Below are 13,341 nucleotides of genomic sequence, written 5' to 3'. Positions count from 1 at the left end.
CGCGGTATGGGTCCCGGCTGGAGGCCGGGACGACAGCGGAGATTGTCGATGGGACGCAGCTTGCAACGCGAAGAAGCGACCTACCCCGCGTTTTGCAGCCGCTCCAGCGCTTCCTGGAACTTGGCCTTGCGGGCGATGGCCGCCTCGCGCTTGTCCTTTTCCTCCTCGACGAGCTCCTCGGGCGCATTGGCCACGAACTTCTCGTTGGCGAGCTTGGTGTCGACGCGCTTGATGTCACCATCGGCCTTGGCGATCTCCTTGGCGAGGCGAGCCCGTTCGGCGGCGAAATCGACGACACCCTTGAGCGGCAAGGCCACGACCTCGCCGCGCACGACGAGCTGAGCCGAGCCTTCCGGCGCGCGGTCGGCGAAAGAAATCTCGGCGACGCGGGCCATGCGCTTGATGGCGTCGGTCCAGCGTGGTGCACGCTCCCTGGTTTCAACGGACGCGCCGACGAGAACAAGCGGCAGCAAGGTGGCCGGCGCGATGCTCATCTCTGCCCGGACCGAACGGATTGCAGTCATCAGATCGACCACCCAGCCGATCTCGGCTTCCGCCGCCTCATCCTTGAAGCTCGCGGCATCGAAGCCGATCAGGACCGGCGGCACCAGGGGATCGTTGAAGCTGGAGGCGGACAGCATCGCAACCTCCTCCATGCTCGGCGTGTCGACGCGGTGCGGCCAGGGCGCGAGCGCCAGCAGCCCCTCGCGGCTTGCCGTGGTCTCCCACAGCGCCTCGGTGACGAAGGGCATGAAGGGATGCAACAGCTTGAGGATCTCGTCGCGCGCCCAGGCAACCATCGCCTGCGTCTCTGCCTTTGCCGGGCTGTCGGCGCCGAGCAGCGTCGGCTTGCAGAGCTCGACGTACCAGTCGCAATAGACGTCCCAGACGAAGCGGTAGATTGCATTCGCCGCATCGTTGAAGCGATAGGCCTCGATTGCCTCGGTGACCTCGCGGGTGGCGGCGGCGGTCTCGTGCGCGATCCAGCGGTTCAGGGTCTCCTTGGCCTTGGCCGGATCGAAGCCTTGCGGCACCGCGCAGCCGTTCATCTCGGCGAAGCGGCTGGCGTTCCAGAGCTTGTTGGCGAACTTGCGGTAGCCTTCGACGCGCTGGGTGGACAGCTTGATGTCGCGGCCCTGGGCGGCCATCGCGGCCAGCGTGAAACGCAGCGCGTCGGCGCCGTGCTCGTCGATCAGCGCCAAGGGGTCGATGACGTTGCCCTTCGACTTCGACATCTTGGCGCCCTTCTCGTCGCGGACGAGCGCGTGGATGTACACCGTCGAGAACGGCACCTCTTTCATAAAGTGCAGGCCCATCATCATCATGCGGGCGACCCAGAAGAAGATGATGTCGAAGCCGGTGACCAGCACGTTGGTCGGATAGTAGCGCTTCACCTCCGGCGCATCCTCCGGCCAGCCCAGCGTCGAAAATGGCCAGAGCGCCGAGGAGAACCAGGTGTCGAGCACGTCTTCGTCGCGCGTGATGAACCCTTCGCGCTTGTTTCGGTCGAGCGCCATCTCCCTGCCCTGCTCGGGCGTGATGATCTCCTGCTCGACGTAGTAGCCGATGGCGTTGCCGACGGCCTCCTCCTCGGTCTCGGCGACGAACACTTTGCCGTCGGGGCCGTACCAGGCCGGGATCTGGTGGCCCCACCAGAGCTGGCGCGAGATGCACCAGGGCTGGATGTTCTCCATCCAGTCGTAATAGGTCTTCTCCCAATTCTTCGGCACGAACGTCGTCTTGCCCGACCGCACCGCCGCGATCGCGGGCTGGGCCAGGGTCTTGGCGTCGACATACCATTGATCGGTCAGGAACGGCTCGATCACGACATTCGAGCGGTCGCCATGCGGCACCGTATGCGTGTTCGGCTCGATGCGCTCGAGGAAGCCGAAATTCTCCAGCCGTTCGACGATCGCCTTGCGGGCGGCGAAGCGCTCGGTGCCATGGAATTCCCTGGCGAACTCCTCGGAGCCTTCGGGGAGACCGCGCAGATAGTCCTCATTGTCGACGAGCGAAAGGCGCGCCTCCTTGTCGAGCACGCTGATCTGCGGCAGGCCGTGGCGGCGCCCGATCTCGAAATCGTTGAAGTCATGCGCAGGCGTGACCTTGACCGCGCCGGACCCCTTCTCCGGATCGGAATAGGTGTCACCCACGATCGGGATCTCGCGGCCGACCAAAGGCAGGATCACGCGCTTGCCGATCAGATGCTGATAGCGCTCGTCCTCCGGATGGACCGCGACCGCAGTGTCGCCAAGCATGGTCTCGGGCCGCGTGGTGGCGACCACGATGAAGCTCGTCGGATCCTCCGGGCTGAAGGTCTTGCCTTCGAGCGGATAGCGCAGGTACCAGAGATGGCCTTTGACCTCGACCTGCTGCACTTCGAGATCGGAAATCGCGGTCAGCAGCTTCGGATCCCAGTTGACCAGGCGCTTGTCCTTATAGATCAGCCCGTCACGGTGCAGTTCGACGAACACCTTCACGACGGCCTTCGACAGACCCTCGTCCATGGTGAAGCGTTCGCGCCGCCAGTCGCAGGAAGCGCCGAGGCGCTTGAGCTGGTTGATGATGGTGCCGCCGCTCTCGTCCTTCCATTGCCAGACGCGCTCGAGGAATTTTTCGCGGCCCATCTCGCACCGGCCCGGCTGCTGGCGCTCCATGAGCTGGCGCTCGACCACCATCTGGGTCGCGATGCCGGCATGGTCGGTGCCGGGCTGCCATAACACGTCACGGCCGCGCATGCGCTCGAATCGGCAGAGAATGTCCTGCAGCGTATTGTTGAGCGCGTGGCCCATATGCAGCGAGCCCGTCACGTTCGGCGGCGGGATTACGATCGTGAACGGCTCGGCCTCGCGCCGGTCGGGACGGCCGGCGCTGAAAGCGCGGGAATCCTCCCAGACCAGGGACATGCGGCTTTCGATGTCGGCGGGCTGATAGTTTTTCTCGATCATGGCGTGCGCGGCCGGCGCGGGACCGGCCCTTTCAAGGTTGGTTGGCCGATGCGGGCAATCCTCTCCCTCTTCCGAGGGACGTGATGATATGCCCACAAGCTCGTGATTTTACGGGTCTTTTTGTATCGATGCCCGATCCCCGACGAAGGCGCGGGGCATCACATCGTCGGCACCGGGTTCTTATCGGGTAAAAAGCCGCCAGGGCGTCTTAAGTCAACTCCATCAGGAGATGGGCTGGTGCCACAGCAACGAGGGGCGGCGGAGCGTCCGCCCTGCCCGATATTGTGCTTTCCGGGCAGAGGCCCGGTGCAACGGTCGTTAGCGGCCGCGCGAGACGCGCTCGATCTCCGCCTTCACGATCCGCTCGACCAGGGCCGGCAGATTGTCGTCCAACCAGGATTTCAGCATCGGCCGCAGCATCTCCTTGACGAGATCCTCCAGCGTCCGGGCGTTGTTGCTGAGCACAGTGTTGGCAAGCGCGTTGAAGGCCGATTCCACGGAATTCACGGTGTTCTGCGACAGGATCGCCTGCCGGGCGGTCGCCTCAAAGGCCGGCGAGTCATAGGCGGCCGGCGCCCTGGGCGTGGCCCGGGACGCCGGCTCGACGAAGTCGATATCGTCCTGCGGCTCCACCTTGCGGAAGGAGGCGGCTGCTGTGCTGGGGGCGGAGATCGGGGGTGCCACTGCCATGTCGTCCGTCAACTCGAGTACTTCGGGCTCCGGTTGCGCCGGTCTAACTTCTTCGGGAGTTGTTGTCTCGTCCAACCCCGCCAAAAGTGCGTCGATATCATCCTGATTGTTGCTCGCCGATGCTGCGGCCGGCGGCGCGGGGGCTGGCGGCGGCGCTTTGGCTGCAGCGGCGACCGCTGCTGGAATCTTCGACGGCGGAATGTCGTTCATCACCGGTTTGGCGGCCGGCTTTTCAGCGCGCGGCGGCTCGGGCGCCGGAGCCGCCTTCTCGGCCGCTGGCGGCTTACCTTCATCGTCGGCGATGATGCGCCGGATCGATGCCAGAATCTCCTCCATCGAGGGTTCTTGGACCTTCGCGGGCTGCGTCATTTCCGACTCCAAATCATCGACGCCGTCGCACGCGTCGCCATAACCCAACCACGGCAGGATTCGCGGCCTTCGGATCCAAGAGGCTTGGACTTCACTTCACCCATCGCCCACTCGTCTCCCGAACGCGCCGCTCGATCCAGAGGAGCAGTGCGATACGTTCCGTACCGGAGATCCATTAACGAAGAGCATCCGAAGCGCTGCGAATCGTTCCGCGGCCTTTTTGAGGCTATGTCATGGCAACAAATGATTGCAAGCAACGCTCGCCGCGAACAGCTCAAGCGGATCGAGTTAGAAACAGGCCGACGCAGACGGGACACAACCTCTGACGGCATCGTCACGTGCCTTTTACGGATATAACCTTGGCCTGCATCATCGAAGCTCGGCCAATGGCCGAGGCGCTCGTCCGTGCGATCCGCTTTGGCTGCTCGGTTTTCGACGTTCGCATCAGCTTGCCGCGGCAACTTCGCGCACGGCGGACGCAAGGCTGCGCCGGCAAGTCCACCCTTGCGGCGCCGCCTTGAATTTGAGGTCCCTACCCGCTGGCGTTGTGACGACCTGGAGGAACCTCATATCAGCACGCCAAGCCTTAGCGGCCGTCAGGCGTCCGCACCCCTGCCCAGCTGTCGCGAACCTGCTGGTAATGCACGCTCGGATCGTAGGTGGTGGTCGGCAGCTTGAGCACCTGGGGTGACAACCGGCCGATCCGCTGCAGCACGTTGTACGATGCCACGACCCGGTCATGTTGAGCGGTCACCAGTGCGACACGCGCATTGACCAAGGCCTGCTGCGCGTTGAGCACGTCGAGCGTGGTGCGTTGCCCGGCCTTGGCTTCTTCCCGCACGCCGTTCAGCGCGATTTCGGACGCCGTGACCTGCGCCTGGGCCGAGGCCACCTGGGCCTTGCCCGCGACCAGTTGTCCCCACGCCGTCACCACGTCGGCGCGCGCCTGATCGCGTGTCGTATCGAGGGTGAGGCGCTGCTGCGCCAGGCTTTCCTTGTTCTGGCGGATCAAGGCGTATTCAGCGCCGCCCTGATAGATGGGAACGTTCAACTGAGCGACCGCCGACGCGCCGAACGAACGGAACTGCTGCAAGGTCTGCTCATCGGCCCGCTGCGCCTGGGCCGACACCGTAATGGTCGGCAGCAGCGCCCCCTCGTTGATCTTCACCTGGAGATAGGCGACGTCGATGCCATACATCGCCGATGTCACGCTGGGATTTTCGATCAGCGCGATCTCGATGGCCTGCGGCAATGTCGGCGGCAAATAACGATCAACGGGCGATCCGGGGGCCAGATTGGTGGGATCGCTGCCAATGATTCGACGGAAGTTGGAGCGAGTTGTCGTCAGATTCGATTCGGCCGTGAGTTGCTGCGTCCGCCCCGCGGCGAGTTGCGCCTCCGATTGAGCAACGTCGGTGCGCGTCACCTCGCCGACATTGAAGCGATCCTGCGTCTGCTTCAGGGTTTGCTCGAGCACACGGGTGTTGCTGCGCTGAACCTCGACGATCGCAGCGTCGCGCAGATAGTCCATGTAGACGCTGGCCGCGGCGAACAGCACGTTCTGATCCAGCAACCGCAGCGCTTCGCGCTGACCCGACACGGTCGACTCGGCCTTCCGGACGTTGTTGGCGGTCTGGTTGCCATTGTACAGCGTCTGCGTCACGTTCAATCCGACGCTTCGCGGAACGGTCGTCCCATGGATGGGCGCGGTGGCCGGCGAGAGCTGAATGTCCTGGTACTGGTAGCCGCCGGTTGCAGTGAGATTGACCTTCGGCCGATAGCCGGACAAGGCCTGCGGGACACCCTCGTCGGTGGCACGGACCGAGGCGCGCTGGGCGTTCAGCTGCGGATTGCTCTGATAGGCACGGACCAGCGCAGCCTCAATCGTATCGGCGAGCGCAGGCGCCGGGCCTGCACAAGCCATCAGGAGGACCACAGCCGCCGCTGCGGTGACGACCTTCACCCCAAACATCCTTGTTCCATTCATCGTTGTCACCGGCTCAACGCCAAAGCCGGGCAGTAAAACCCCAATGAGACTCCCGCGCACCCTTGCACCTTATTCCCCATGCAAGCGCGACGGAACCACTTCGCGCCGGAACTGATGCGGAAACTCTCCACCTGCAGCATCCGGGCCACACTTCTGATTTCAAACAGATTTCAGGCCCGCCATTGCCGCGACACCGACTCAATGACTGGGTGGGCCCGCAAGCCCACCTAAAGCATCGTTCAGATCCTGTCCGTTCCGACGGCGGTTCTACCCACAAATTGTGGGCATAACCCAGCCAGTCACGGACGCTTCAACGATTGCCGACCACGGCACATGGGACGCAAATACGCGCGAAATAACGGCAACGACATCCCCGTCGTGCCGCATCTCAATGCTAGAGCCTAAAGATTATCTTTCTGAAAAGATTCTGGCGGTCATGCGGGAGATGGACCGGAGCCCTCCCCACCAGATATATCAGAAGGTGAATTCCGGAACCCGCTCGAGGCCAGGCAGAACTGGCGCCGTGGCGTCGAACAATACCCGGGCACCGAAATCATGATGTGACCGGGTGATGATCATGGCACGCGCCGGTTTGCCGATGGCGAAGACACCGACCAGACGGCCGCCCTCGTCGAGCTGCTGGCAAAGTCCGTCCAAGGGAACCTCGGTGGCCCCATTCAAGAGAATCACGTCGTAGCGCTCGTCGGCTGGATCGCCCAGCGCTGCAGCGGCGAGCTTGACCGTAACGTTGGCCAGGCCGAGCTTGGACAGGAGCTGCTTGGCGTTGCCTTCGACGGCCGGCTCGCTTTCCGTCGCCGTCACGTGGCTCGCGATTCTTGCCGCGAGCGCGGCGGCATAGCCCGAGGCGCAGCCTACGACCAGGACGCGGTCGGTCGGCCTGATTTCCGCCGCTTGCAGCAACTTTGCGGTGAGCGCCGGCTTGACCAGGAATCGCTTCACGCCGCCGGCGGCTGACACGTCGAGATCGAGATCGAGATAGGCCATGCCCTGCCTGTCCGCTGGCACGAACGCTTCGCGTGGCACGGTCAGCATCGCATCCAGCACACGGTGATCGGTGACGTCACTGGTGCGTACCTGGCCATCGACCATTTTCTGGCGCGCAGTCGCGAAGGCTGACATTTGGCGGACCTGCAGATAAGCGTTGCGGACGAGCCGCGGAGGAACTGCGCCGTCTTTTGGTACAAGCCATGTGAAAACGCAACACGACGATCGCATTGGGCGGCGGATGTCACCCGCCGTCTCCACGCTTGCCGCCGACCAATCGCGGACCGCTACTCGATCACGACCGGAAGCCGCCCGAGCAGTTGCGCCAGATCCTCCAAATGCCGGGAATCATGCTCCTCGACCGCATGTGCGAGACGCGCCACACATTCCTCGTCGCTGAGGGTCGTAATTCCCGTCGCAATCAAAGGCGGCGAGTTCGTTCCGCGGACGGGCGCGACATTGGTGCTCGGCATGGAATCACCTCCAGGAGCCCGGCAATTGCGGTGCGCGGCAAATATGATCGCGGGCGATGACCGCTCCTAGTGAAATTCCTGTCATCCGCTTGTGGGCGATCGGCCTCGTCCAGATCGAATTTCCGCTATAACCCCCTGGTTCGGCGTGGATTTTTGGCTGTCTTCGGGAAGTCCAGCGGAATGCGATTTCCTTCTATGCAAGGCGAAAAGGCTTTGTTATACGCAGCCCCGCTCGCGACATTTGCGTCGCCTGTTCCTCGGTAGCTCAGCGGTAGAGCATTCGACTGTTAATCGAATGGTCGCTGGTTCGAATCCAGCCCGGGGAGCCAATAGGCTCTCTCCACGGTTGTTTTTGATGGTCCGCGGCCATCCCTCTTCCCTCAAAAGCCCGCCAATGCGTTGATGACGCGGCCTTTTTGGCCCAGTTATGCGATGCGTTCGGTGTTAGCGCTGTTCAAGTCCGGATATCGCCGGGGCAAGGGGTTTGCGGACGTTCCCGTGGAGGAGACAGCCCACCTGTCGAGCTTGGCAGAGAACTTCAACAAGCCGACCCGTGTTCGCGTGGTGTCCGCCGCGCGCAAGATCATGGCCGTCGCCAAGCGCAAGGGATTGATCAAGCACTCGCCCTTCTCCGAGGTAAACTTCGGCGAGGGCTTTCCCGCCCATCGCGCGAAGAAGCGCCCGGCGTCACGGATGAGCCTATGAAGGGCGCGGCAACAACCTGACTTGGTACGACCTCGAGTTGCTGGCGCTGACCTTCGTGCGGCCTGACACCATGACAAAGGCCGAATGGAAGCACTTCGACCCGGCGCGCGATGGATCATCCCGTTCGACAAACTCAAGATGGAGCGGCTGCGTACCCAGAACGGCGAAGCGGCGGAAGACTTCGTCGTGCCGCTGTCGCGACAGGCCGTCGCCCTGCTCCTCGGGGGTTTGGCGTCGGGTAAACCATCGGTGGAGTCGTAGGATTCGAACCTGTTACCAGCGTCCCGAAACCATGAGCATCTTCTTCGTACTGAAGTGGACACGCGATACGGTCTCTTGCGCGGAGCTAGCTATCAGGGCGTCAATCGAGCTCCGGGCTGGTCACCGTCAATGAATAGCACGCCTGCAGCCTCGATCGTGCCTCCGTTCTGGAGTGAGATGTCGACAGCTCACCGCAGCCCTGCGTAGAACCTTGGGAAATTAGATATCTGTGCGCACGAATAAGGTGCGTGATCCGCAGCGTTTGAAAACATCAATTCACGCCTATTAAACCTAATCAGCAATGTTAATCGGCGGGATTTCTTGCGAAGGTCTGTCGCCGCGGTAGCGTCCGCCTCATTTGATCACGAGGCTGACAGATGAGCGATAAAACGACACCAGCGAAGCCGACAAAGGCTGAGTTGCGCAAGATGCTCGAGGAGGCTGTTCTCAATACGCCCGGCGCCACGCAGCTCAAGCCAGTCCGCGATGCGCTATCTGAACCGATGGCGAGCAAACCGTTGGGGCCGAAGCGAGTGGGCAAGTCCAAGCGTGCCGGCGCATCTTCGACGCGCAAGTCGCGAACTGCAGGCCTGCCAGCGAAAGGGCGAGCCGTTCGGTCTAAGTGAGACTATGGGGCACTGTGCTGCGCGACGAGGTGATCCCAGCCGTTCACGGCGAAGCCAGAGATCGCCGGCTGGGCGGCATCTGCTGCCAGCACCGGCATGATGTCCTGTAAGTATCCGGTGAAGACCGCGGGTTAGTCGATTGCCGCCCCGCCAGTCCAAGGATCAGGCGACGAGCTTCTGGGCTGAGAGCTTCCAATTCCAAGGCAGAAGCTGGTCAAGCGTGCGGATGTTGTGGTCGTTGATTCGAGCGAGGACGTCGGCGAGCCAAGCCTGAGGGTCGACGTCGTTGAGCTTGGCGGTCTGTATCAGCGTGTACATCACGGCGGCCCGTTCGCCGCCGCGATCGGAGCCGGCGAACAGCCACGCCTTGCGGCCGAGTGCGATGCCGCGCAACTCGCGCTCGGCGGCGTTATTGGTCAGGCAGATGCGGCCGTCGGAGAGAAAGCGCGCGAACGTCTCCCAGCGCTTGAGCATATAGTCCATGGCCTTGGCGACCTCGGAGTGCCGTGACAGCTTAGCGCGCTCGGTGCGCATCCAGATCTGCAGATCAGCGACCAGCGGCGCAACGCGCAGCGCGCGCTCGGCGAGCCGTTCGAGCGGCACCCGGCCGTTGATCTTGCGTTCGACGTCAAAGATCGCGTCGATGCGCTTCACCGCCTCGAACGCCATCGGCGCGATGACGGCGAGTTTGCCACGCGCCTTGGCGGTGACGTCGGCGAGCACGAAGAACTTGCGCCGAGCATGCGCCCAGCAAGCGGCCTCGGTGATCGGCCCTCCCTTGCGGCCGGCCTCGTACAGCCGGTTGAAGCCAGCGTAGCAGTCGGCCTGCAGGATGCCGCCATAGCCGTGCAGGTGACGCTCGGCGTGCTCGCCCGCGCGGTCGCGCGAGTAGAAGAACACTGCCGCTGGTGGATCGTGGCCGCCGAATGGGCGATCGTCGCGCACATAGACCCAGGCCCGTCCAGTCGCCGTCTGGCCCTTGGCAAGCACTGGCACCGGGGTCTCGTCGCCATGGACGCGGTTGCCCGCGAGCACGTGCGCACGGATCAGATCATGCAGCGGCCGCAGCAGCGCCGCGCAACCGCCCACCTGGTCGGCGAGCGTCGACAGGCTCAGCGCGATGCCCTCGCGCGCGTAGCGCTCCGACTGGCGATTGAGCGGCTGGTGCTGCCCGTACTTCTCGAACAGGATCATCGCCAACAGAGAAGGCCCGGCGAAGCCGCGCGGCAGAACGTGGAACGGCGCAGGCACCTGCGTGATCTTCTCGCAGTCCCGGCAGGTGAACTTCTCGCGCACGTATTGCACGACCTTCCACTGCCGCGGCACCACCTCCAGTGTCTCAGTAACATCCTCGCCGAGCTTGGCGAGCCGGGTCGAGCCACAGCAGGCGCAGGCATCGGGACCGGGCAGCACGACCCGCTCGCGCGGCAGATGCGCCGGGAACGGCTTGCGCGCAGGCTTGTTGCGCGGGAACGCAGACAGCGGCGGCGTCTCGCCAACAGCAGCGGCTGTCTTCTCGGCCGCAAGTTCGTCCTCCGCCGCAGTTGCTTCCAGCTCCTCAAGCTGAAGCTCCATCTGGTCAAGGAGCCGCGCCTTGTGCTCGCTGCGCTGTCCAAAGAGCTCGCGCCGCATCTTCGCAATCGTCAGACGCAGATGCGTGATCAGAGCCTCCGCGCCAGTCGCCTCGGCACGCATCCGCGCGATCTCGGCGTCGCGATCGCGCAGCAGGCGCGTCAATCTCTCGATCTCATCCGTGGGAGAATCACTGGGGCTCATCGCCAATGATGGAATCACAGGGCGCGCGGTTTGTATGCCCTTCCTATCGCGCTCCAACGCGTTCAGCCCGCCGCCTCCGGCCGCCATGTCCGCTGCGGCAGCCGCCAGTCGATCCCTTCCAGGAGATACCCGAGTTGGGCCGGCGTGATCGCCACCGTCCCGTCCGCCGGCGACGGCCAGATGAAGCGGCCGCGCTCCAGGCGCTTGGAGAACAGGCACATGCCCTGGCCATCGTGCCACAGCACTTTGATCAGGTCGCCGCGCCGGCCGCGGAATACGAACAGGTGGCCGCCATGCGGATCGCGCTTGAGGGTCTCCTGCACCAGCAGCGCCAGCCCATCGAACCCCTTGCGCATGTCGGTGCGGCCTGTCGCCAGCCACACCCGCGCCCCGCTCGGAATAGGGATCGTCATCGCCGCTCCAGCGCGCCGATCATCCGCGCCAGCGCACCGGGATCGACGCCTTGCTCGACGATGACCCGCAGCCCATCCGCAAGCACGATCTCCATGCGTCTGCACCCACCAGCGGGAGGCGGCGATGCCGCCGCGGCCGATCCTCCATCCGCAATCACCGCTTCGGCAAACGACACGGGCTCGGCATTCCCGCCCAGTCGCCCCTTGCGTGCCAGCCGACGCCAGGTGAACAACTGACCGGTCGACAAGCCATACCGCCGGGCGGTTGCCGAGACCTGCCGCGTGCCGCTATCGCTCTCGGCGACGATCCGCCGCTTCTCTTCCAGCGTCCAGCGACGCCGCGACCCGGTCTGGATCACCTCAAGCCGCGACACCTTCGGCATAGTCGTATGCTCAGTCATACGACTATGTCTTCGCGCCTCCCTGCATCAGCGCAAGGCGGTTCTCACCGGAGGGGTACGATGTCCTCGAGGAGGAGAAGATGCAGCCTGGTTTGCTTGGCGGCGGAAGCCCGTACTGCTCTGCCCACTTGCCGCGAGCTGTATGGTAGCGTTCGCTTGCTGGAGCGATTTGACTATGAAATCTAGGTCGGATTCCTAAGGCCGATTCTTCTGCAACGTGCGACGAGCCCTCGTCGATGATCTTGAAGCTTGGCCGGCGCGCCGCGATAGCCTTTGTGTTGATCGATCGTCGTCGCCCCGAGAGCTCGCCTCCGCCTTGGCGCGTCGCGGTTCGGGTTGCTGTAGCGGCGCTACAAGCGGTGCGCAGGTCTTGCGAACATCGGAGGCGGAGATCGGCCCTAAAACCGATGTACAGGATAGTCACATCCTGGACGGCATCTTCTCCGTGATCTCAGTCTTGGATGATCCCAACGACTGGCAGTTAGGACACTCTATTCAAGGGCAGCTCGCCTTTAAAGGCGATCTTTTCCTTCAGATCGGTGCAGGTCTGGCGGACCTCAGCCGTCACTCGCGAGCAGCTCTCAATCTGAAGGAACACGCGCTTGGCCTCCTCGCGGTAGCGCCTTGCGGTTTCGTTCAGTTCCTCCGTCACGGCGAGTGCATCGCGTGTCATCGCCTCGCATTGCTTGACGCGCTCGATCAACTCCACACCCATCGCCTCAATCTCTTTCGCCGCAGCTTCATATTCGGCAACAACGGCTTCCGCCGACAGCCTACCTATCTCCGTAGCGCCATCGCTGTGTTCGACATATTGCGGCATCGCAATAGCAGGCGAACGCACGCTTGGCGGCGCGAAGGGATCCCGCTCGTGAGGAGACGGCCTGTTTCGAAGCTCTTCACCGATTTCGCGCTCCAGATCTGTCAAGATCCGTCCTATTGTTGGTTGTGCCATCAATAGTACTCCTTGCTAATTAAGGGAACCGAACACAATCATTAGTTGCTTTGGAGGATCCGGCAACAAGAACTATTGGTTAAGGTTGCGGATTAAGCTTTATGTCCGCACTCCAGGTTAACGCTGGTGCGCTCATACCGGGATAGTCCGTGAGGCAGTGCAAGTCGATCGCTCGGACAGCATGCCCAGACTTTTTTTGCACGGTGGCAGAAGAGCCCCACGATTTGCCGGCCTGTCGTTTTCCTGCACGAAAATTAGTGACTTCAAGACGTTCAACTGACGCTCGCGGGCGCGGCGCGGAGGGTTCGGGCGTCGTCGTTTGACCGGTCTAGGCAGTGCGGATTCTTGCTTATGCGCTCGAGTTGGTTGGCGTGCCGATTGCTGCAGCGTCCTATTGACGACAGGTTCGAAGCTGGAGACCATCTTACGCTTCTATGAGGGAGCGGGCTTTTCATCATGGGGGCAAACCGACCTCAAAGCCCGCAGTCCTTGGCGTGCCGTCTTGTAGCTAACATACGGTGACAACGTCTACGCCACGCTCATTCCCTAAAGCGTTTTCAAGCGAAGTGGACACCGGTTCGCGTCAAGAAAACGCGTCAAAACAAAAAGCTAAAGCCCCGTTCCGATTCAATCGAAACGGAAAAGGCTCTAAGATGCAACAAGGACGGCGCGCTTGGGCAAACGGGGACTCCCTGCCCCGTCCCTCTGCTCCATCAAGCCCATGGATGCAATCAA

12 protein-coding genes and 1 tRNA gene are annotated in these 13,341 nt (G+C 63.0%); 4 read left to right on the top strand and 9 right to left on the bottom strand.

The window, feature by feature from the left end:
• Positions 1-80 precede the first annotated feature (80 nt).
• The 5 genes from P6U24_RS18605 to P6U24_RS18585 form a co-directional block, all read right to left on the bottom strand.
• The gene (locus P6U24_RS18605; RefSeq protein WP_407153985.1) at positions 81-2,948 is read right to left on the bottom strand and encodes a valine--tRNA ligase; all 2,868 of its coding nucleotides are present in this window, start codon (positions 2,946-2,948) and stop codon (positions 81-83) included.
• Between the two features lie 318 nt (positions 2,949-3,266).
• A complete protein-coding gene (locus tag P6U24_RS18600) occupies positions 3,267-4,007 on the bottom strand; it encodes a PopZ family protein (protein WP_407153984.1) in 741 nt (246 codons plus the stop codon).
• Positions 4,008-4,593: 586 nt separating this feature from the next.
• Positions 4,594-5,979 (bottom strand): TolC family outer membrane protein, encoded by a 1,386-nt coding sequence (locus tag P6U24_RS18595; RefSeq protein WP_407153983.1) that lies wholly within the window; start codon positions 5,977-5,979, stop codon positions 4,594-4,596.
• 489 nt (positions 5,980-6,468) lie between these two features.
• Positions 6,469-7,134 (bottom strand): protein-L-isoaspartate O-methyltransferase family protein, encoded by a 666-nt coding sequence (locus P6U24_RS18590; RefSeq protein ID WP_407153982.1) that lies wholly within the window; start codon positions 7,132-7,134, stop codon positions 6,469-6,471.
• Between the two features lie 152 nt (positions 7,135-7,286).
• Complete coding sequence (locus P6U24_RS18585; RefSeq protein WP_407153981.1) at positions 7,287-7,472, bottom strand: hypothetical protein; 186 nt, start codon at positions 7,470-7,472, stop codon at positions 7,287-7,289.
• A 254-nt stretch (positions 7,473-7,726) separates the two neighbouring features.
• On the opposite strand from P6U24_RS18585, the gene P6U24_RS18580 reads away from it, so the two are divergent.
• The 4 genes from P6U24_RS18580 to P6U24_RS18565 all read left to right on the top strand — a co-directional run bounded on the left by P6U24_RS18580 (position 7,727) and on the right by P6U24_RS18565 (position 9,064).
• Positions 7,727-7,801, top strand: a tRNA-Asn gene (locus tag P6U24_RS18580).
• A 112-nt stretch (positions 7,802-7,913) separates the two neighbouring features.
• Positions 7,914-8,177, top strand: a complete 264-nt coding sequence (locus tag P6U24_RS18575; protein WP_407153980.1) for a hypothetical protein — start codon at positions 7,914-7,916, stop codon at positions 8,175-8,177.
• Between the two features lie 84 nt (positions 8,178-8,261).
• A complete protein-coding gene (locus tag P6U24_RS18570; RefSeq protein WP_407153979.1) occupies positions 8,262-8,438 on the top strand; it encodes a hypothetical protein in 177 nt (58 codons plus the stop codon).
• Positions 8,439-8,815: 377 nt separating this feature from the next.
• A complete protein-coding gene (locus P6U24_RS18565) occupies positions 8,816-9,064 on the top strand; it encodes a hypothetical protein (RefSeq protein ID WP_407153978.1) in 249 nt (82 codons plus the stop codon).
• A gap of 162 nt (positions 9,065-9,226) precedes the next feature.
• Here the strand turns inward: P6U24_RS18565 and tnpC are convergent, their stop codons facing one another.
• The 4 genes from tnpC to P6U24_RS18545 form a co-directional block, all read right to left on the bottom strand.
• A complete protein-coding gene (gene tnpC / locus P6U24_RS18560) occupies positions 9,227-10,840 on the bottom strand; it encodes an IS66 family transposase (protein ID WP_407153977.1) in 1,614 nt (537 codons plus the stop codon).
• A gap of 62 nt (positions 10,841-10,902) precedes the next feature.
• Positions 10,903-11,253, bottom strand: coding sequence for an IS66 family insertion sequence element accessory protein TnpB (gene tnpB / locus P6U24_RS18555; protein ID WP_407153976.1), 351 nt, complete (start codon positions 11,251-11,253; stop codon positions 10,903-10,905).
• Positions 11,250-11,654 carry an IS66-like element accessory protein TnpA gene (gene tnpA, locus P6U24_RS18550; RefSeq protein ID WP_407153975.1) on the bottom strand — a complete coding sequence of 135 codons (405 nt, stop codon included), beginning with the start codon at positions 11,652-11,654 and terminating at the stop codon, positions 11,250-11,252. Before tnpA ends, tnpB begins: the two co-directional genes overlap by 4 nt.
• A 481-nt stretch (positions 11,655-12,135) precedes the next feature.
• Entirely contained in the window at positions 12,136-12,606 is a 471-nt protein-coding gene (locus P6U24_RS18545) for a hypothetical protein (RefSeq protein ID WP_407153974.1), read from the bottom strand.
• Between the last annotated feature and the right edge of the window lie 735 nt (positions 12,607-13,341).

Source organism: Bradyrhizobium sp. STM 3557 (assembly GCF_045571465.1).
GTDB lineage: Bacteria > Pseudomonadota > Alphaproteobacteria > Rhizobiales > Xanthobacteraceae > Bradyrhizobium.
Note: the sequence above shows the minus strand (reverse complement) of the source record. Positions and strands in the feature narration are given on the sequence as shown.